Source organism: Nonomuraea sp. PA05, from assembly GCF_008086045.1.
Taxonomy (GTDB): domain Bacteria; phylum Actinomycetota; class Actinomycetes; order Streptosporangiales; family Streptosporangiaceae; genus Nonomuraea; species Nonomuraea monospora.
The window spans coordinates 19,970-39,500 of record NZ_VSEY01000053.1 but is presented as its reverse complement, the minus strand read 5'-3'; the positions used below and the strand labels follow the sequence as shown (position 1 = coordinate 39,500).

Here is a 19,531-nt window from a genome sequence, read left to right as displayed (position 1 = left end):
TCATCGACGCTGCCCTCATCGACGCTGCCGGCGGAGTGGCGGGTCAGCGGTTGACGCCGTCGGTGGGGCGGCGCAGGAGGTCGAGGTCGGCGCGGCGGGGGAGGCTTTCCCAGTCGCCCTGGCTGGTGACAGCGAATGCCCCGGCCGCGCTCGCGGTGGCGAGCCGCCGCTCGGGTTCCGCGCCCGCCAGCCAGTCGGCCAGCCAGCCCGCCGCGAAGGCGTCGCCGGCGCCCACCGAGTCGACCTCCGTCACCCGGTACGGCTCCGCCCGCCGCACGACGCCCCCGGACAGCTCCATGGCCCCCTCGGCGCCGAACTTGAGCAGCACGTGCCGAGGCCCCAGCCCCGCCAGCGCCTCGGCCAGCTCATGTGCCCCCTCGACGTCGGCGAGCAGCCGGCCCTCCGCCTCGGTGGCGAACAGCACGTCCACGTCGCCGACCACGTCCCGCAGCCAAGCCCCCGCCTCCTCGGGCGTCCAGAGCGCGCGCCGGTAGTTGACGTCGAGCGAGACGGTCACCCCGGCGGAGCGGGCCACGCTCATCGCGTGGCGCACGGCCTCGCGGGCCGAGGCGGACAGCGCGGGCGTGATGGCGGAGACGTGCAGGACCCTGGCCGACCTGATGAGGCCGGGGTCGAGGTCGGCGGGGCTCAGCCGGGAGCCCGCGCTGTCCTTGCGGTAGTAGCGCACGTCGATGAGGTCGGCGGTGCGCCTGCCCTTGATCATCAGGCCGGTGGGCGCGTCCGGGTCGGGGATCGCGTGCGCGTGCACGCCCTCGCCGGCGAGCGTGGCGCGGATGAGGTCGCCGAACTCGTCGGCGCCCACCCTGCCGATCCACGTCGCGTCGTGGCCGAGCCGGGCGACGCCGATGGCCACGTTGGACTCCGCGCCGCCCAGCCCCAGGTCGAAGTCGCGGGCGAAGCGCAGCGGGCCCGTGCGGCGGGCGGCGAACAGGGCCATGGTCTCGCCGAAGGTCACCAGGTCGGTCATCGGGTCGTGCTCCCCAGCTTGTACGAGATGCGTGCCGCCGCCGCGGCGACCAGCGGCCCCAGCTCGCGCACCCGCGCGGCGGTGATCCGCGAGGTGAGGCCGGAGACGGAGATGGCCGCGGCGACGGCGTCCTGATGGTCGAAGATCGGTGCGGCGACGCAGCGCACCTCGGGCTCGTTCTCGCGGTCGTCCACGGCGTAGCCGCGGCGCCTGATCCGCGCCAGCTCGGCGCGCAGCCGCCCGGCGTCGGTGATCGTGTGCCTGGTCCTGGGCTCCAGGACGAGCCCGGCCAGGAGCTCGCCGGGCTGCCAGGCCAGGATGGCCTTGCCGACGGCGGTGCAGTGGACGGGCTCGCGGCTGCCGATGCGGGAGGCCATGCGCACGCTCGCCTCGTTCTCCACCTTGTCGATGTAGACGACGTGCGGGTGGTCGGGCACGACGAGGTGGACGGTCTCGCCCACTTCGGCCATCAGCCGGTGCGACTCCTCTGCGGCCACGGCGCGCAGGTCGAGCGTGTCGAGGTAGGCCTGCCCGAGCCGGAGCGCGCCGTGCCCGAGCCGGTAGAGGCCGCTCTCGCGGTCGCGGTCGAGCAGCCTGGCCTCGACGAGCGGCACGGTCAGCCGCAACACCGTGCTCTTGGACAGGCCGACCGCCTCGGCGAGCTGGGTGAGCGTCAGGCCCGGGTGCGCGCGTACGTGGTCGAGCACGGTCAGCGCGCGCCGGAGCGAGGCGGACCGGTTGCGTTCTTCCACCGGCCTACCCTACTGCAACACGCCGTTGTGCAGTGCACAACCTCAGGTCTTGGAGGGGCCGTCGAGCACCGCGATCTCGTGCCGGTCGCCCGGAGCCAGGAACTCCAGCAGCCGCCGGCCCTCCTCCTCGGCCTCCTCCATGGCCTTGATCGGCTCCCACTGGTGGAGGTTGAGGGTGGAGACGCCCTTGGCCCTGGTGACCGTCCAGTCGCCCGCCGTGAAGCCGTCCACCAGGATCACCCGCGGCACCACGTTCGTGCCCATGAAGCCCTGCAGCGCCGCCGCGCCCGTGTCGCTGATCGCCCTGGACCGGTCGGCGTAGGACAGGAAGAGGTTGTCGAAGTCGTACATGAGCCGCACCGGGGCGGGCACGTCCTCGCCCGGCCGGGGCGCGTCCGGCAGGTCGTACAGGATTCTGCCGTTCTCGTCACGGAAGCGGAGCAGGCCCATCGACTCGAACACCTCGCCCAGCCTGGTCAGGCCCGACCACGTCTGCGCGTCCTGCGCCGACGCGGGCCCGAACGCGGCCAGGTAGCGCCGCACCAGCTCGGCGGGCGTCATGGGCGGCACCTCGTAGCCGATCCACGACTCCGCGCTGGTGTGCGCGACCGGGCCGCTCCTGCCCCACACGCCGCGCGGCGGCACCTGCACGAGCGGCACGAAGCAGCGCACCCCCTGGCCCAGCGCGTGCGGGTCGGTGTCAGGCCAGCGTTCGGCCAGCGCCCGCCCCAGGTCGGCGAAGGTCATCGGGTGCTCCTCCAGCAGCGCCCGCCCGGCCGCCGCCAGCTCGTCGAGGTCCACGCCGGCCAGCCGCTTGCCGAACGTCGTGCGCGTCCCGCGCTCGGTCACCGGTTGCAGCAGCGGCCGCATGGCCAGGCAGTCGCGGGCGGAGACCAGGTGGATGGTGGAGCGCTGCAACGCGATGCGCACCAGCTCGCGCGAGAGCAGCAGCTCTCCGGCGGCGGCGGGGTCGAACCCGGCGATGCGGCTCCACAAGCCGGTGTACCAGGTGTGCGGGGTCTGCGCCTGCAACCCGCCGAGCTGCTCCACGACCTCGATCACGGTGCGGTCGGTACGGCGCAGCAGGTGCTGACGCTCCAGCGTGGCCCGGTTGAGCGCCCTGCGGCTGATGAGGGGATCCATGACAGCAAAGGTAGGGGCTATTGCGGCCGGTCCCGGGCCGCAATAGCCCCAGCGACGCCGGCGGATCGCCGGCTTGTGGCCTTGTGACGCCCTCCTATCGCCTGATGGTACGCGCCTTCGCGTAGTCCCTGAGGAACTCGTCCCATTCGGAGTGCTGGGCGAGCTGGAGGTCCGCGTAGTAGCGCGAGATCGTGCGCTCCATCGGGAAGTACGCGCTCAGCCCGCCGCACTCCTCGACCTTCTCGCCCTGGTGGCCCTCGTTGATCACGAAGCCGCCCGGCCCGTGGATGGCCAGCAGCTTGTCGGCGACCGAGGCCAGCGTCGGGTCGGTGCGCGAGTCGGCCACCAGCGCCAGGCAGAGCGTGCGCAGGTCGGTCAGCGAACGGTCGATGTGGAAGCGGGTGGCGACCGACTGCACGCTGTCCACCACGGACCGGTTGCCCTGCACCTGCCGGCGCATGCACTCGGCCAGCGTCTGGAACTCGCGCATGAACTCCTCGATCCGCGTCGCGTCCACCGCGCACTGGGTGACGGTCTGGTGCGTGCCGCGGTAGGACCTCAGGTACTCCTCCACCACGAGGTGGCCGAGCTCGCGCGCGTCCATGCGCGGGTTGGCCGCCAGCGCGGACAGGATCTCGGTGTACGGCCAGCCCTCGTTGGGTTCGAGCTCCTCAGAGCCCACCACGACGGCCGCGTGCTCGCGGATCTCGTAGCAGACCTCGAGGTTGCTCATGAGGCAGGCGTCCATGCCGAGCAGGTCGAGCGGCCGGCCGAGGTCCTGGTGGACGGCGCGCATGACGTTGCACAGCTCGATGGTGTCCAGCGAGTGCAGGGTGCCGTCGTCGCTGGCGATGGCCCGGTCCTGGCCGTTCGGCAGGCGGAGCACCTCGGTCAGCGACGTGGTGAACACGGCCTTGGTGATCTCCTGCGACTCCGTCAGCCTGGACAGCTCCGAGAAGGCCGGCTCGCCGTCGGCCATGTTCGCGCGCGGAGCCCTGCGGACGTATCCGCTCTCCACGTCGCGCCGGACCGCGCGGCCCCTGACCTGGGTGTAGATCTGGTCGAGGTCGTCGGGGGTCCAGCCGCCGCCGTGGTTCCAGATCACCAGGGCGTGCCGCCTGGCAGGCGCGCGCCTGACGGACCAGCGCACGAAGTCCAGCAGCGTCTGCGGGTGGCCGGAGTCGACGGGCGGGTGCAGCTCGTCGATCAGGTCGGGCGCGCCGCCCGCCCTGATCTCCATGTGCTGGGCCCGGCCGCCGGCGTCCTGCCGCTTGACGAAGCAGGTGACGCGGACGCCGTTGAACGACTGGACGGCGCGCAGCTCCTCCAGGTCGCGCCCGGCGGCGTCGGACAGGTTGTTGTTGCCCGCCATGTAGATCATGACGTTCCACTCGGCCTGCTCGTCCGAGCGGGGCTCGTCCGCCACGCTCTGCGTCTGGCCGAGCGCCCGCCACGTGCCGGGGCCCGCCACGCCGTCGGCGGGCAGCCCCTCGCGCTGCTGGACGCTCAGCACGGCCCCGTAGGTGGAGCCGCCGAAGTACCCGTCGGCCCGTACCCGGTAGCCGCGGGCGCGCAGCAGCTCCTGGAGCCGCCTGACGTCTTCCCCTCTGCTGCCGAGCCGCAGCGTGGGCCCGGCCATCAGTCGGCGGCCCAGTGGAAGTTGAAGCACTTGCCGTCAGGCGACAGCTCGCCGATCGGGATGACGTACATCGGCGTGTGCTCGCCGAACATGCGCGCCTTCCACAGCACGATCGCGCCGCCGGACTGCACGGCCCTGGACTCGAAGACGGCGTAGCGGTCGCCGTCGGTCTCGACGAAGCAGAGTTGCCTGTCGGTCTCGTCGGTGACCTGGAGGCCCTTCCACCACATGCAGTGCGGCGCGCAGGTGATGCGGATCTCGGTGGTGCCCGGCTGGGCCGGGGTCTCGGTCATGTGCAGGACGTCGCCGTCGCGCAGCCGGTGGGCGTTGGCCAGGTCGTTCCTGGTGATCCGCATGAGCTGGATCGGGCCGCGGCCGGGCATGCGGTCGTACCGGACGGGCGAGCGCTGGTCGCCGTGGACGATGGCGAGCAGCTCGGGGAGCTGCGAGACGATCGCGGGCAGCGTGGCCTGCACGATGGGGCCGAAGTAGCGCTGGTTGAGCTCGCGGTCGGTCACGCGTACGGGGTGCTCGGCGCGCATGCCGTGCATCGTCTGGAGCAGGCCCGGCAGCACCTGCATCATGATCGGCGTGACCGTGCCGAGCAGTTGCGGCACGAACTGCAGGAAGCGCTCCTCCTCGTTCTGGTCGGTGTCGGCCTTCGGCGGGCCGAACGACAGGAGCTGCTCCACGAGCGGCGGGATGATGGACTGCACGACCGGCATGAGGACGGCGGCGACGTCCATGAACGAGCGGTCGGCGGCGAGCTGGGCGTAGGTCTCCGGGGTGGCGAACCGCTGCTGTTGCTGCTGGTACTCCACGGGCCGGTGCTCCATGCGCGGCCTCATCGGCAGCGTTTGCGCCTGTTGCGGACGGGCGCCGAACTGGTCCGCTGCCTGGTGGGTCAGCTGGAGTCCCTGGAGGATGGTGGGGAACAGCACGTTGAGAATCCGTGCCTCCGCTCCCCGCTGCTCCTCTGCGATGTAGGACGGCATCATGTTCTCCCGGCGTTTTGGGGCATTCGTCCACGTTGGACGCTATGAATGGCTTTTGCCGCGAGCATCAGGGAACGCCCTGGGGATAACCCCGGGGCGTTTCCCTAATGACCGAAAGAGCTGACTCGGGTCAAGGACACTGGACGCCCGCCGGGCCAAGGCACACGATGAACTTTGGCCTAGGGAACATCCGGCGAGGGGGTGAGTCCGATGGCAGCCCGCGCCCTCCGCAGCGGACCCGAGCGCTCCAGGGACGAACAGTTCGTCGGCCGGCTCCGCGAACTGGCAGTGCTCCACGCCCAGCTCGGACGGGTCTGCGAGGGACGGTCCAGTCTCGTCGTGCTGCACGGGCCGGCCGGGATCGGCAAGACGGCGCTGGCAGGGGAGTTCCTGTCCGTGATCGAGAACGCGGTCGTGCTGGAGTGCAGCGGCGACGAAGGCGAGTCCGAGTTGCCGTACGGCATGCTGGGGCAGCTAGGGGCGCAGGCGCAGCACGCCCCCGAGGCGCTGGCGGGGCTGGCCAGGCCCGCCACCGGGGTCACGCCCGACCCCCTGGTCGTGGGGGCCGCGCTGCTGGAGCTGCTGGCCCAGCTCCAGCTCGGCGCGCCCGTGGTCATCGCCATCGACGGGGCCGACTGGGCGGACCTGCCGTCGTTGCAGGCGATGACGTTCGCGCTGCGGCGGCTGCGTACCGACCGGGTGCTGGCCATCGTCATCGTCAGGGAGAGCGACCATCCCCGGCTGCCCGACGGGCTGCGGCGGCTGCTGCGCAGCAGCGCGGCGCTGCGGCTGCCGCTCGGCGGGCTGAGCGCGCGCGAATTGCAGGCGCTCAGCGCCAGGCTCGGCCCCGTACGGCTGACGCCCCAGGCCGCCGAGCGGCTGCACGAGCACACCAAGGGCGTGCCGCTGCACGCGCGGGCGCTGCTCCAGCAGGTGCGCGCCGAGACGCTGGCCGACGTGGACGCGCCGCTGCCCGCGCCGCGCGCGTACGCCACGCTGGTGCGCGGGCGGCTGGGGGAGTGCGAGGGCTCCGCGCAGCGGCTGCTCACCGCCGCCGCCGTGCTCGGCACCTCCGCGCCCCTGCACCTGGTGGCCCGCATGGCCGAGCTGGCCGAGCCGCTGCCCGCGCTGGAACAGCTCACCGGCGCCGGGCTGCTCGTGGAGTGGCGTACGGGGGCCGGGGTGTCCGTGGGCTTTCCGAACCCGCTGGTCAGGGCGGCCGTCTACCACGACCTCGGGCCCGCCACCCGGCGGCGGCTGCACCTGCTGGCCGCCTCGCTGGCCGACGACGCCGTGCACCGGCTGCACCACCGGCTCGCCGCCGCCGACCAGGTGGACGACGAGCTCGTCCGGGAGGTCGCGCTGGTGGGGCGGCGGCAGGCGGCGGCCGGGCGCTGGGGGAGCGCGTGCGGCTGCCTGACCCGGGCCGTGCAGCTCACCGAGGACGGGCCGGCCCGCGACCGGCTCATCGCCGAGACCGTGGAGGCGCTGCTGGCCGCCGGCCGGCCCGGAGAGGCGGGGGCGCTGGCGGCGCAGGTGTCGCCCGGCGGAGATCCCGGGGTGCACGGGTACGTGCAGGGGGCGGTGGCGCTGGTGGCGGGGCGGGTGGAGGAGGCCGTGCGGCTGCTCGGCGACGCGTGGACGCGCGTGGGCGGCGACGCCGGAGGGCGCGCGGGCGGCGACGGGCGGGCGCGCGTGGGCGGCGACGCCGGAGGGCGCGCGGGCGGCGACGGGCGGGCGCGCGTGGGCGGCGACGGGCGGGCGCGCACGGGTGGCGACGGGCGGGCGCGCGTGGGCGGCGATGCCGGTGGGCGCATGGGAGGTGACGCGTGGCTCGCCACCGCCATCGCGGCCCGGCAGGCGATGGCCGGGTTGTTGCGCGGCTGTGGCGCGGACGCCGCGCGCTGGGCGGAGTGTGCCACCGCCACACCCTGCGCAGGGAGCGAGTTCGAGCGCTTCGCCCGGCTCGTCGGCCTGGGCCTGGTGGGCGACGTCGAAGCCGGGCTGGCCGAGACCGCCGAGCTGCCGGTGCCCGCGCAGGCCACGCCGGGCGAGCTGGACGCGCTGCTCGGCCGCGCCACCCTGCGCCTGTGGGCCGACGACCTGGCGGGCGCCCAGGCCGACCTGCTCGGCCTGGTGGCCGTGAGCGCCGGCAGGTCGGCCCCGTTCCAGCTCATCGCCGCCAGCACGCTGGCCCAGGCCGAATACCGGCTGGGCCGGTGGGACGACGCCGCCGGGCACGCCGAGATCGGCGCCTCCACCGCCGACGACTTCGGCCAATCGTGGCTGGCGAGCTACGCCCACTCCGTGGCGGCCCTCGTCCCGGCGGCGCGCGGCGAGTGGGAGCGGGCCGCCGGCCACGTGCGCGCCGCCCGCGCCGCCTGCTCGCCGGGCAACGTATCCGCCCAGGTCAGCACGGCCGTCGCCGAAGCCCTGGTGGCCACGGCGCGCGGCGACCACGACGCGGTCGCCGCCGCGCTCACCCCGCTCATCAGGACCGACCTGCCCGACGAGCCGGCCGTCGCGCTCTGGCGCACCCTCCTGGCCGACGCCCTGGTCAACGCCGGACGGCCGGAAGACGCGGAAGAGGTGCTCATCCCGTGCGAGCTGCTCGCCCTGGACAGGGAACGGCGCAGCGTGCTGGCCGCCGCCGCCCGCGCCAGGGCCGGGCTGCACGCCGCCAGGCACGAGCCGGGCGAGTCGGAGGCCTGCTACCAGGTGGCGCTGGAACACACCGCCAAGATCGAGACGCCGTTCGAGGAGGCCAGGATCCAGCTCGCGTACGGAACGTTCCTACGCCGCAGGGGCCGCCGCTCGGCCGCCGCCGAGCAGCTCGAAGCGGCCCAGCTCACGCTCTCGCGGCTGGGCGCGCTGCCGTACCTGGAGCAGTGCGACCTGGAGCTGGCCGCGAGCGGGCGGGCGGTGCTGCGCCCCCAGGACACCGCCAGGCTCGGCCTGACGCCGCAGGAGCACACGGTCGCCGTGCTCATCAGCAGGGGGCTCACCAACAGGCAGGCGGCGCGCAAGCTGGTGCTGAGCGTCAAGACCGTCGAGTACCACCTGAGCCACATCTACACCAAGCTCGGCATCACCTCCCGCACCGCGCTGATCGGGAAGCTGAGCGATCTCGGTGGGTGACGCCCGCGCGCGGGCCTGAGGCCGGGACGGCCGCACGTGGCACCGATGCGCCAGGCGACGCCCGCGCGCGGGCCTGAGGCGAGGCGGTTCCGGCACGATCGTTATGATCGCGTTGACCTACCTTGACGTTCGGGGGAGCGTGATGACCGTTTCGCGGCCGAAGACCCTGCTCGCGATGGGCCCGCAGATCGCCGCAAGGCTCATCACCGCGCCAGTGCGCGAGCGCCTGGTCGCGATCGCCGACGTGGACCCCGATCTGGTGGCCGCCGACTTCGCCGACCCCGCGCTGGCCGCGGCGCTGGCCGAGGCGGAGGTGCTCTACACGAGCTGGTGGTGCCCGCCCATCACCGCCGAGGTGCTGGCCGCCGCCCCGCGCCTGCGGGCCGTCGTGCACGCGGCCGGCTCCGTCAAGCACCACGTCACCGGGGCGTGCTGGGAGCGCGGCCTGCTCGTCTCCTCCGCGGCCGCCGCCAACGCCGAGCCCGTCGCCGAGTACACCCTGGCCGCGATCCTGTTCGCCGGCAAGCGCGTCACGGACATCGCCCGGCTGCACCGTGAGCGCCGGGGGGCGCCGCTCGACCTCGACGCGATGTTCCCCGGGTTCGGCAACTACCGGCGCACGGTCGGCGTCATCGGCGCGTCAAAGATCGGGCGGCGGGTGATCGAGCTGCTCCGGCCGTTCGAGCTGGACGTGCTGGTCGCCGACCCGTACCTGACCGAGGACCTGGGCGTGCGGCACGTCGAGCTGGACGAGCTGTTCGAGCGCAGCGACGTCGTCAGCGTGCACGCGCCCGCGCTGCCCGAGACCCACCACCTCGTCAGCGCCGCCCGTCTGGCCGCCATGCGCGACGGCGCCACCCTCATCAACACCGCCCGTGGCGCCCTCGTCGACCAGGACGCGCTCATCGCCGAGCTGGCCTCAGGGCGGCTGTACGCCGTCATCGACGTCACCGAGCCCGACCCGCTGCCCGCCGGCTCGCCCCTGTACGACCTGCCCAACGTCCTGCTCACCCCGCACATCGCCGGATCGCTCGGCGGCGAGCTGGCCCGCATCGCCGACCTCGCCGTGGACGAACTGGCCAGGTACGCCCGGGGCGTGCCATTCGCGCACGGCGTGGCGGCGGCGGAACTGCGCACCCTCGCCTGACCGGAATTAACCGCCGAATGGCGCCTTCTCGCTAATCATGTGAAACGGCTGTCACCCGGCCAGTAGGATCTCGCCCATGGTGGCCACCGGAACCGAGAATCAGAGTGGAAAGGCGTTCTACGTCACCACTCCCATTTACTATGTCAACGACGCCCCCCACTTGGGTCATGCCTACACGACGGTCGCGGGCGACGTACTGACCCGCTGGCGCCGGCAGCGCGGCGAGCAGGTGTGGTTCCTCACGGGCACCGACGAGCACGGCCAGAAGGTGCTGCGCACCGCCGAGGCCAAGGGCGTCACGCCGCAGGAATGGTGCGACAAGCTCGTCGAGGAGGCGTGGAAACCCCTCTGGCGGCACCTGGAGATCGCCAACGACGATTTCATCCGCACCACCGAGAAACGGCACACCGACCGGGTGCGCGAGTTCGTCCAGGACCTGTACGACAAGGGCGAAATCTACAAGGGCGGATACCAGGGCCCGTACTGCGTGGGCTGCGAGGAGTACAAACTTCCCGGCGAATTGATCGCCGGCGAGGGGGAGTACACCGGTAAGCAGCTTTGCCCGATCCACAAGCGGCCGGTGGAAATCCTCAAGGAGGAGAACTACTTTTTCAAGCTGAGCGAGTACGGCGACAAGCTGCTCGCCCATTACGAGGCCAACCCCGGCTTCATCCAGCCCGAGTCGGCCCGCAACGAGGTGGTCAGCTTCGTCCGCCAGGGCTTGCAGGACCTGTCCATCTCCCGCTCCACCTTCGACTGGGGCGTGCCCATCCCGTGGGACGACGAGCACGTCATCTACGTGTGGGTGGACGCGCTGCTCAACTACGCGACGGCGGTCGGCTACAACCAGAACCAGGACAAGTTCGACGCCAGCTTCCCCGCCGACGTCCACCTGCTCGGCAAGGACATCCTCCGCTTCCACGCCGTCATCTGGCCGGCCCTGCTCATGGCCAACGGGCTGCGGCTGCCCGGCCGCATCGTCGCCAACGGCTGGCTGCTCGTCGGCGGCGAGAAGATGTCGAAGTCGAACCTCACCGGCATCAGCCCCCGCGACATCACCTCCCACTTCGGCGTGGACGCCTTCCGCTGGTACCTGCTGCGCGCGATCGCCTACGGCCAGGACGGCTCGTTCTCCTGGGAGGACCTTGCCGCCCGCTACACCTCCGAGCTGGCCAACGACTACGGCAACCTGGCCTCCCGCGTCGCCGCCATGGTCGGCAAGTACTTCGACGGCGTCCTGCCCGAGGCGAGCGCCGACGGCGACGCCGAGAAGGCCATCCACGACGGCCTCGCCAAGGCCGTCGCCGACGCGGACAGGAAGATCGGCGACGACGTCGAGTTCCAGGCCGGCCTCCAGGCCATCTTCGACTTCGTCAAGCAGGTCAACGGCTACATCTCCGAGCAGGAGCCGTGGAAGGTGGCCAAGGACGACTCGCCGGAGGGCCGGGCCCGGCTGGCGACGATCCTCTACACCGCCGCCGAGTCCCTGCGCGCGGTCGCGGTGCTGCTGAACCCGTTCATGCCGGCCAGCTCACAGCGGCTCTGGGAGTCGCTCGGCGCGGAACCCGCCCTCGGCCCCCTCGCCGGCCAGCGGGTCCAGGACGCGGGCGAGTGGGGCAGGCTCCCCGCCGGCGCCACCGTCACCAAGGGCGCCATCCTGTTCCCGCGCCTGGAGGACAAGCCCACCGCGTAGCCCGGGGCCTCAGCGCCTGGCGGGTACGCCGCCGCGGCCGGTGGCGGCGGCGGGCGGGGCGGCCCTACGCTGCTCGCATGCACAAGAGGGTGATCGACGGCCGCTTCGAGCTCGTGGAGCGGCTCGGTGGCGGGGGCATGGGCCTGGTCTGGCGGGCCTGGGACGTGGCCCTGCACCGCGAGGTCGCGCTCAAGGAGGTACGCCCGCCCGACCCCTCCATGGAGGAGCACGACCCCACCCTCGCCCGCGAGCTGCGCTCCAGGGTGCTGCGCGAGGCCCGCGCCCTGGCCCGGCTCAACCACCCGCACGTGGCCACCATCCACCACATCGTGGACCCGGGTGAGCAGGGCTACCCCTGGATCGTCATGGAGCTCGTCACCGGCGGCTCACTCCAGGACCACCTCCAGCGCGGGCCGTTACCGGTCAGGGAGGCGGCGCGGCTGGGGCGTGAGGTCCTGTCCGGGCTGCGCGCCGCCCACGCCGTCGGCATCCAGCACCGCGACGTCAAGCCCGCCAACGTCCTGCTGCGCGAGGACGGCCGGTCCGTGCTGACCGACTTCGGCATCGCGGCGATGCGCGAGTCCACCAGCCTCACCGCCACCGGGTCGTTCATCGGCTCGCCCGAGTACATGGCGCCCGAGCGCATCAACGGGGTCGAAGGGGATCCGGCCTCCGACTTCTGGTCGCTGGGCATGCTGCTGTACGTCGCGGTGGAGGGGCGGCATCCGCTGCGGCGGAGCACGACGCTGGCCACGCTGGCGGCGGTGCTCAACCAGGACGTGCCGCCCGCGGAGCGGGCCGGGGCGCTCGGGCCTGTGCTGGGGGCGCTGCTGGTGCGGGACCCTGGGGCGCGGCCCGATCCTGAGACGCTGGAGCGGATGCTGGCGGCGGCCGAGGCCGGTGTCGCGCCCCCACCACCCGGCATCGCGCCATCCGGCATCGCGCCATCCGGCATCGCGCCGCCTGGTGTCGCGCCGCAGCCTGGTGTCGCGCCAGCGCCTGGTGTCGCGTCGGCGCCGTCCGGCCCGGCGATGGCTCAGGGCGGGGCGTTCGGTGGCGCCATGCCAGGGTCAGGCCCGTACATGGCGGGGCCGCCGATGCAGCACGGTGGCGCCATGCCGGGGCCGGGGCGGCCCGTGCCGCCCGCGCACACCGTCCCGCCCCACTGGAGCGGAGACACCGCGAACACGCGCCGCAGCCGGCGTGGCGCGCGCGGCGCGGGCGTGGCGGCGGCCATCTCGGTGGCGGTGATCGCGGTGGTGGCCGTGCTGGCGTGGCGGTTCGTCCCCATGCTCACCCCCGGCGGCGACGACCCCCAGACCACCCACCTCACCCTCAGGGACGACGGCCCCACCACGGAACCCGCCGAGGACCCCGCGGAGGACACCTCGGAAGAGCCCACCCAGGAGCCCGCCGAGAAGAACCTGCTCACCCCCGCCGGCATGCGCGGCATGATCGCCGCCCTGAAGCCGGTCATCGGCGGCACCAAGGTCGTCAGGATGACGATCCACCCCACCCACGCCTCCGTGGACGTCCCCAGCAAGAAGGACTCGGAGGTCTACGACAGCTACACCTACCGCGACGGCGACGTCACCGGCCCGAGCACGGGAAGCACGTTCGACACACCCCTGGTGGACCTGGCCAAGTTCAACTGGGACGCCCTGCCGGGCCTGCTGAAGAAGGCGAAGAGCGACCTCGGCGCACGCGCCCCGATCTCGCATCACATGATCGTGGACCCCGACTACACGTTCACCTCGACCAAGCAGGTGCTGCTGGTCTACGCCTCCGACGACTACAGCCGCGGCGGCTACCTGGTGGCCAGCCCGCAGGGAAAGGTGCTCAGGGTGGTGAGCTGAGGCCTCAGCAGCTCTCCTGGTAGCCGCTCTCGGGGATCAGCCGGGCCCACTCCGCCCTGGTCAGCGCGCCGCCCGCCCGCGCGCACACCTCGCGCGCCGTCAGCCCGGGATCGACCGCGACCTCCCGTACGGTCCCGTCGAGCGCCACCCCGCGCAGCCGCCTGCCGTCCTGGCTGAAGGCCAGCCCAGCGGCCCACGACCCGACCTGGCCGACCTCGCGCAGCGCGCCGGTGTCCCACAACGAGGTACGGGCGGCGTCCACGGCCAGCAGGTCGCCGCCGGGGGAGAAGCGCAGCTCGTCCACCGGGGCCGAGCCGGTCTCGATGGCGCCGATGGGCTCGCGTTCGCGCACGTCCCACAGCAGCACCCGGCCGCCCTCCAGCGCGATCGCCAGCCTGCCGCCGTCGGGGGAGAAGGCCAGCGCCACCGGAGCCGTGCCGGTGGGCAGGCCGAGCGGCGTGATCCCCCCGGTGGGCGGGTCGAGCGGTGTGATCCGGCCGGTGGGCAGGTCGAGCAGGTTCCGCCCGGCGGCCAGCGTCGAGCCGTCGGGGCTGAAGGCGAGTGCCAGGTCGCCCGCGCCCGCGTACTCCTTGATGCGCCGGCCCGTGCGCACGTCCCACGTCTCCAGGATGCTGCCGCGAGCGGTGGCCAGGGTGCCGCCGTCGGGGGAGAGCGCCACGGCCGGGACGTCGCCGCCCGCCTCGACGCCGGCCACCTGCCTGCCGCCGGCCACCTCCCACACGGTCACCGGGTCGCCCGCCACCGCCAGCAGCCGCCCGGCCGCGTCGAACGCCAGGTCACCGGCCGCCGCGATGCGGCCCAGCTTCCTGCGCTCCTCGATGTCGGTCAGCTCGATGGCGTCGCCGACCTCCTTGGCGGCGACGCGGCCGTTGCCGGAGAACGCGGCGACGTGGCCGTCGTCGGACGGCGCGGGCAGGCCGGACACGTCCAGGGAGACGACCGAGCCGACGCCGCTGAGGTAGCGCAACTGGTGGCCGTCCGAGGAGAAGGACAGGCCGTGGCCGGGGTCCTTGAGGGGGTAGGAGCCGGACAGGCGGCGTTCGGTCACGTTCCAGACGCGTACCTCGCCGTCGCCGGGGAGTGCCAGCAGGTGGCCGTCGGGGCTGAAGACCAGGGGGCCCGCCGACGCGCCCGCGGTCGTCTCCAGGCCGTCCACGACCTCGACGCCCCATGGGCCGCCGGGCTCGCGTCCTGCGGTGCCGCCGTTCGTGTCGCTGGCCGGGCGCTTCGCCTGGTCGTTGCGGGAACGTGCGGCCTCGCCGTCCCGGGCGCGCCTCGCGTCGCCGTCCTGGGCGCGCGCTGTCTCGCCGTCGCGGGTGCGTGCCGCCTCACGCGCTGCCTCGGCGTCGCGGGTGCGCGCGGCCTCGCCGTCGCGGGTGCGTGACGCCTGCGGGTCGCCGCTCCCGGGTCGCCCGGCGCCCGCGTCGTCCGGGCTGCTCGCCTGGTCACCGCCGCCCGCGTCCGGCTGGGCCGCGCCGGTCGCGCGGGTCTGCGGCGCGGAGGACCCGCCGCCGTCAGCGCTCTGGGACGCGCCCGTCGCCGGGGCCTGGGTCGCGCCCGCCTCCGGTGCTCGGGAGGCGCCCGCCGCCGGTGCTCGGGAGGCGCCCGTTGCCGGTGCTCGGGAGGCGCCCGTTGCCGGGGTTCGGGACGTGCTCGCCGTCGGGGCTCGGGAGGCGCTCGCCGCCGGAGCCTGGGAAACGCCCGCAGGCTGCGACGCGCCCGCCTCCGGTGCTCGGGAGGCGCCCGCAGCCTCGGACGCCCCAGCATCCGGAGCCTGGGACGCAGCCGGTGCCTGGGAGGCGGCCGGGGTTTGGGGCGCGGCCGGGGCCGAGGGCTGGGCCTGGGCGGGCGTCGGGGCCGGGAGCGCCAGCACTCCTGGAGTCGGGGTCGAGGCCCACGGGCCCCGTCCCAGGTCGGCGGGCGTGCCGGGCCCGGGCTCCCCGAACTTCTCCGCCGTACGCTCATCCTTGCCCCCCACCAGCGTGACCCCGTCGCGCCCTGCCACCGCCAGCGTGCGCCCGTCGGGGCTGAAGGCGAGCGCCGGAGCCGCCGCCTCCGCGCCGGTGACCGGGTCCACTTCGACCACCTCCGCCCGGGAGGGGCGGCGCGCGGCCAGGTCCCACAGCTCGACCCGCCCGTTCAGGCGGGAGACGGCCGCCCGGGTCCCGTCGGGGGAGACGGTCACCTTCGCGTCCTTCACGTCGAGCAGGGTGCGCGTCCCCCGGTAGACCCGGGTCCGGTTGCCCCGGCTGATCGCGTAGACGGTCTCGGCGGGCGCGCGCCCGGTGGTCACGTCGATGGGGCCGCCGCCGACCGCCTCCGCGTACCGGCCGTCGTCGCTCAGCGCCGCCACCCCGGCGGGCAGCGCGTACGAGGCCACGCGCCGCCGCGCGGGCACGTCCCAGACGGTGACGGCCCCGGCCTCCCACCTGACCAGGGTGTCGCCGCGCAGCAGGTAGCGGGCCCGCGCGTCGGCGTCAGGGTCGGTGAAGACGCCCAGCTCCGGCTGCACCAGCGAGGCCTGCAGCGCCGCCCGCGCCTCGAACACCGGCGCCAGCCGCCACGCGGCCACGCTCAGCCGCATCGCCGTGCGCGGGTCGGAGGGCCGCAGCGCCTCCGCCCTGGCGGCCACGGCGCGGGCGTCGGCCTGGATGAGGCGTTCGCGCAGGTCGTTCTGCCCGTGAACGGACACGACCGTCATCGTGACCGCGACCGCCAGCACCGCCGCCACCGTCGCCAGCGCGGGCACCCGCAGCTTCCTGCGCTGCTTGGACAGGGTGACGCTGTCGTTGATGAAGTCGCGTTCGAGCTGGTTCAGGCGTACGTGGCGGCGTTTGGTGGCGGCCCAGCCGAGCGCCGTGTCCAGGTCCTGGCCGCGCAGCAGGAGGCCGCGCCCGCGCCGGCGCTCCGACCAGGTTCTGGCGGCCTCGCGGATGTGGCGGTGCACCGCCATGCCCTCGCGCTCGTCGGCCACCCAGCCGCGCAGCCGGGGCCAGGCCCGGTAGAGCGCGGCGCTGGCCGGCGCCACCCGGTCGTCGCTGACGGCCACCAGCTTGCCGGCGGGCGTCTCGACGGCCGGCACGCGGACGCTGCGGCGTACCACCAGACCGGCCGCCATGAGCGGCCGCAGCACGTCGCCCTCGTCGTGCGGGGTGTCGCCGTCGAGCAGGCGCAGCAGCAGGCCGGGCACCTCCTGCTGCTGGGCGGGGGTGAGCCGCGCGTACACCTCCTCGGCCAGCTCGCCGAGGGACGGCTGCCGCACGTACGCCTCCGGCGGGCGCAGCCCTGCCCCGCCCGCCACCAGCAGCTCCGCCGCCGTGGGACGGTCGGCCGGGTCCTTGGCCAGCGCTCGCCCGACCAGGTCGCACAGGGAGTCGGGCAGGCAGCTCAGGTCGGGATCGACGGTCAGCAGCCGGTGCATGATGCCGCCCAGGCTCTCCCCACGGAACGGGTCATGGCCCGTCGCCGCGAACAGCACCACCGCGCCCCACGCGAACACGTCCGCCGCCGACTCGGCCGCCTGCCCGGTGAGAACCTCGGGCGCCTGGTATGTGTACGCCCCCACCGGCCCCGGCACCGGCAGCCCCAGCTCGATCACCTTGGGGCCGTCGTCGGCCAGCAGCACGCTCTCCGGGTTCAGCCCCCGATGGGTCAGCCCGGCGTCGTGCAGCGCGCGCAGCACCTCCGCCAGCGCTCCGGCCAGCGCGGCCAGCTCGTCCCCCGTGTACGGCCCGTGCAACGCGACGGCCTGCCGCAGATCCGGGCCGTCGACGAACTCGCTCACCACGTAAGGGACGCCCCCGTCGGACCCAACGGAGACCACCTCCGCCAGATGGCGGCAGGTCACCCGCTCGTACCGGTGCCCGACCTCGCCGCGCGGCACCGTGACCGCGAACCTGCGCCCCTCGTCGTCGTAGGCGTCGTAGACGACCCCGCGCCCGCCCGCGCCCAGCCTGGCGGCCAGCCAACAGCCGCCAAGCCTCTCGGGGTCACCGGGCACCAAGCGCATCGTCACTGGAGCTTAGATGCACGACACCACCAGTTGGTTGTCCGGGACCACATAACCGGGAGGGACGCCACAGGTCCCCCGCGCGCCTCGGGGGACCCGTGCGTCATGATCATTATGCCAGGCTTCGCGATCTGGCCCGCCACTCCGGACGCAGGATGGCCATCAGCACCGCGTCGTGCCACTCCCCGTCCCACAGCAGCGCGTCGCGCTCGACGCCCTCCTCGACGAAGCCGAGCTTCTCGTAGACGTGCCGCGCCCGGTCGTTGAAAGCGTAGACGCCCAGCCTGATCCGGTGCAGCGGCGTGGTGCCGAAGGCGTGGTCGAGGAGCAGCTCGATGGCCTCCGAGCCGTACCCCTTGCCGAACACGCGCTGCCCGATCAGCCCGATGCGCAGGTTGCACGCCAGGTTGGGCGGGTCGAGCTCGTTGAGCACGATCTCGCCGACGTACTCGTCGTCCGCCATGATCGCCAGGTCGAGCCGGTCGGGCTGGTCGCCGCGCGTGGCGTACCACAGGCGGAGCTGGTCGGCCTCGAAGCCGGCGTGCGAGCCGGTCAAGCGGCGCACGTCCGGGTCGGAGACCAGCTCGGCCAGGCCGTCGACGTGCTCGGGACCGACCGGGCGCAGCGTCACGCGCTCGCCCTTCAGCGTGGGTTTCTCGGCGAACATCCTCATTGGCTATCAGTCGCGATCAACGGCGGGCAATCCCATTTTCGCCAACGCCTCGTCCCTGACCTGCTCAGGAGTCAGCACGCCGACGTCGCACACCAGGTCCGCCACCTCCCGGAAGTACGCCTCCCGGCGGGCCCGCATCTCGCGCGGGTCGTAGTCGGGACGGTGCTTGCTGGTGCGCATGCGCTCGGCCAGCACCGCGTCGTCCGCGTCCACCCAGACCACGAACGCCTTGCGCATCGCCTCCCGCACCTCGGCGTTCTCCAGCGTGCTGGACGCCGCCGCGATCACCTTCGGCTCACCGGCCAGCTCCTCCAGCACGTGCTCCGCCTCGTACCGGTGCAGAGTCTCCTTGCCCTCGCGGGCGGCGATCGGCGCGGACGTGGCGCCGTACCTCTCCTGAAGGTACTGGTCGCTGTCGCTCAACGGCAGCCCGAGCGCCTCGGCGATCAAGCGACCGGAGGTCGACTTGCCCGCGCCCATGAGCCCGATCATCACGACTGGTTTGTTTTTCGACATGTGGATAGAGGTTCCTTCGTGTCAAGGAGGTAAATCTGATGACCATCGCCGGAAGCATCATCCTCATCATGCTCGGTGCGATCCTCACCTGGGCCGTCGAGTTCGACCTCGCCGGCCTCGACATCAACGTAGTGGGCGTCATCCTCATGCTCGGTGGCCTGGTCGGGCTCCTGTTCGGCATATACAGGATCACCGTCACGCGCCGCGCGGTCGGCCCGATCGACGAGCCGGTCGTCCGGCACGAGATCTACGAGGAGCCGGAGACGCGCAGGACCACGGTCTACGAGGAGCGTCGCCACTACGACGAACCACCGCTGTAGGAGGTAATCGACATGCCGGCTGTTCAAGAGCTGCCGTCGACCGTCAAGCGTTCTCCGAAGAAGGCGCAGAATACGTGGATCAAGGCGCACGACTCGGCCGTCAAGGAGTACGGCGAGGGGCGGCGCGCCCACATGACCGCGTTCGCCGCGCTGAAACACTCTTTCGAGAAGGTCGGCGACCACTGGGAAGCGAAGAACGGCAAGGGCCCTTCCGACAAGGGCGCCACCGACCGCTCCGGCCGCACGGCCGAAGGCGTGGACGCCAACGCCAGCAAGGAACACCTGCAGAAGGTGGCCGGGAAGCTGGGAGTGACCGGACGGTCGAAGATGACCAAGCAGGAGCTGGTCACCGCCATCAAGAAGGCCAACAGGACGGCCACGGCGAAGTCCCGCTCGACTGCGAAGTCCAACGGCGCCAAGTCCAACGGTGCCAAGTCCATTGGTGCCAAGTCCACTGGTACCAAGTCCGTCGCGGCCAAGTCCAACGGAGCGAGGACGAGCACCAAGTCGTCCACCACGAAGTCCGGCACGAAGTCCTCGACGACCAAGTCCGGCACTTCCAAGTCCAGCACTTCCAAGTCCGGCACTTCCAGGTCCGGTACCTCGAAGTCGTCCGGCACGAAGGCCGCCACCTCGTCGAG

General features: G+C 73.1%; 13 protein-coding genes and 1 pseudogene. 6 read left to right on the top strand and 8 right to left on the bottom strand.

Annotated features, from left to right (window positions below; all coding sequences use genetic code 11):
• Positions 1-43: 43 nt before the first annotated feature.
• The 5 genes from FXF51_RS51895 to FXF51_RS51875 all read right to left on the bottom strand — a co-directional run bounded on the left by FXF51_RS51895 (position 44) and on the right by FXF51_RS51875 (position 5,520).
• The gene (locus tag FXF51_RS51895; RefSeq protein WP_148442253.1) at positions 44-988 is read right to left on the bottom strand and encodes a sugar kinase; all 945 of its coding nucleotides are present in this window, start codon (positions 986-988) and stop codon (positions 44-46) included.
• Positions 985-1,740, bottom strand: a complete 756-nt coding sequence (locus FXF51_RS51890) for an IclR family transcriptional regulator (protein ID WP_148442252.1) — start codon at positions 1,738-1,740, stop codon at positions 985-987. The genes FXF51_RS51895 and FXF51_RS51890 overlap by 4 nt, the downstream gene beginning before the upstream one ends.
• Before the next feature lie 42 nt (positions 1,741-1,782).
• Positions 1,783-2,883: a winged helix DNA-binding domain-containing protein gene (locus tag FXF51_RS51885; protein WP_148442251.1), complete on the bottom strand. Its 1,101-nt coding sequence runs from the start codon at positions 2,881-2,883 to the stop codon at positions 1,783-1,785.
• A gap of 94 nt (positions 2,884-2,977) precedes the next feature.
• The gene (locus tag FXF51_RS51880; RefSeq protein WP_148442250.1) at positions 2,978-4,552 is read right to left on the bottom strand and encodes a clostripain-related cysteine peptidase; all 1,575 of its coding nucleotides are present in this window, start codon (positions 4,550-4,552) and stop codon (positions 2,978-2,980) included.
• The gene (locus FXF51_RS51875) at positions 4,522-5,520 is read right to left on the bottom strand and encodes a hypothetical protein (RefSeq protein WP_148442249.1); all 999 of its coding nucleotides are present in this window, start codon (positions 5,518-5,520) and stop codon (positions 4,522-4,524) included. The genes FXF51_RS51880 and FXF51_RS51875 overlap by 31 nt, the downstream gene beginning before the upstream one ends.
• 207 nt (positions 5,521-5,727) lie before the next feature.
• On the opposite strand from FXF51_RS51875, the gene FXF51_RS51870 reads away from it, so the two are divergent.
• The 4 genes from FXF51_RS51870 to FXF51_RS51855 all read left to right on the top strand — a co-directional run bounded on the left by FXF51_RS51870 (position 5,728) and on the right by FXF51_RS51855 (position 13,351).
• Positions 5,728-8,655, top strand: coding sequence for a helix-turn-helix transcriptional regulator (locus tag FXF51_RS51870; RefSeq protein ID WP_148442248.1), 2,928 nt, complete (start codon positions 5,728-5,730; stop codon positions 8,653-8,655).
• Positions 8,656-8,797: 142 nt separating this feature from the next.
• Positions 8,798-9,802: a hydroxyacid dehydrogenase gene (locus FXF51_RS51865; protein ID WP_148442247.1), complete on the top strand. Its 1,005-nt coding sequence runs from the start codon at positions 8,798-8,800 to the stop codon at positions 9,800-9,802.
• A 76-nt stretch (positions 9,803-9,878) separates the two neighbouring features.
• Complete coding sequence (metG, locus tag FXF51_RS51860) at positions 9,879-11,495, top strand: methionine--tRNA ligase (protein WP_148442246.1); 1,617 nt, start codon at positions 9,879-9,881, stop codon at positions 11,493-11,495.
• Positions 11,496-11,572: 77 nt separating this feature from the next.
• Positions 11,573-13,351, top strand: coding sequence for a serine/threonine-protein kinase (locus tag FXF51_RS51855; protein WP_187415036.1), 1,779 nt, complete (start codon positions 11,573-11,575; stop codon positions 13,349-13,351).
• 4 nt (positions 13,352-13,355) lie between these two features.
• On the opposite strand, the gene FXF51_RS63275 is transcribed toward FXF51_RS51855, so the two are convergent.
• The 3 genes from FXF51_RS63275 to FXF51_RS51840 all read right to left on the bottom strand — a co-directional run bounded on the left by FXF51_RS63275 (position 13,356) and on the right by FXF51_RS51840 (position 18,570).
• A complete protein-coding gene (locus tag FXF51_RS63275; RefSeq protein ID WP_262380450.1) occupies positions 13,356-17,372 on the bottom strand; it encodes a protein kinase domain-containing protein in 4,017 nt (1,338 codons plus the stop codon).
• 121 nt (positions 17,373-17,493) lie between these two features.
• On the bottom strand, positions 17,494-18,048 hold the full coding sequence (locus FXF51_RS51845) for a GNAT family N-acetyltransferase (RefSeq protein WP_148442244.1): 555 nt from the start codon (positions 18,046-18,048) through the stop codon (positions 17,494-17,496).
• A 12-nt stretch (positions 18,049-18,060) separates the two neighbouring features.
• Entirely contained in the window at positions 18,061-18,570 is a 510-nt protein-coding gene (locus FXF51_RS51840; RefSeq protein WP_262380449.1) for a shikimate kinase, read from the bottom strand.
• A 38-nt stretch (positions 18,571-18,608) separates the two neighbouring features.
• Here FXF51_RS51840 and FXF51_RS51835 point away from each other — a divergent pair, with 38 nt between their 5' ends.
• Together FXF51_RS51835 and FXF51_RS51830 are read left to right on the top strand one after the other, a co-directional pair.
• On the top strand, positions 18,609-18,890 hold the full coding sequence (locus tag FXF51_RS51835; protein WP_148442243.1) for a hypothetical protein: 282 nt from the start codon (positions 18,609-18,611) through the stop codon (positions 18,888-18,890).
• A 12-nt stretch (positions 18,891-18,902) separates the two neighbouring features.
• Positions 18,903-19,283, top strand: a pseudogene (locus tag FXF51_RS51830) (ChaB family protein); the annotation flags it as partial.
• Between the last annotated feature and the right edge of the window lie 248 nt (positions 19,284-19,531).

Bases quoted from the DNA above. Each gene is read 5' to 3' on its own strand.
- FXF51_RS51855 (WP_187415036.1), top strand. From the start codon at position 11,573: ATGCACAAGAGGGTGATCGACGGCCGCTTCGAGCTCGTGGAGCGGCTC.
- FXF51_RS51895 (WP_148442253.1), bottom strand. From the start codon at position 988: ATGACCGACCTGGTGACCTTCGGCGAGACCATGGCCCTGTTCGCCGCC.
- FXF51_RS51835 (WP_148442243.1), top strand. From the start codon at position 18,609: ATGACCATCGCCGGAAGCATCATCCTCATCATGCTCGGTGCGATCCTC.
- FXF51_RS51870 (WP_148442248.1), top strand. From the start codon at position 5,728: ATGGCAGCCCGCGCCCTCCGCAGCGGACCCGAGCGCTCCAGGGACGAA.
- FXF51_RS51865 (WP_148442247.1), top strand. From the start codon at position 8,798: ATGACCGTTTCGCGGCCGAAGACCCTGCTCGCGATGGGCCCGCAGATC.
- FXF51_RS51875 (WP_148442249.1), bottom strand. From the start codon at position 5,520: ATGATGCCGTCCTACATCGCAGAGGAGCAGCGGGGAGCGGAGGCACGG.
- FXF51_RS51840 (WP_262380449.1), bottom strand. From the start codon at position 18,570: ATGTCGAAAAACAAACCAGTCGTGATGATCGGGCTCATGGGCGCGGGC.
- metG (WP_148442246.1), top strand. From the start codon at position 9,879: ATGGTGGCCACCGGAACCGAGAATCAGAGTGGAAAGGCGTTCTACGTC.
- FXF51_RS51845 (WP_148442244.1), bottom strand. From the start codon at position 18,048: ATGTTCGCCGAGAAACCCACGCTGAAGGGCGAGCGCGTGACGCTGCGC.
- FXF51_RS51885 (WP_148442251.1), bottom strand. From the start codon at position 2,883: ATGGATCCCCTCATCAGCCGCAGGGCGCTCAACCGGGCCACGCTGGAG.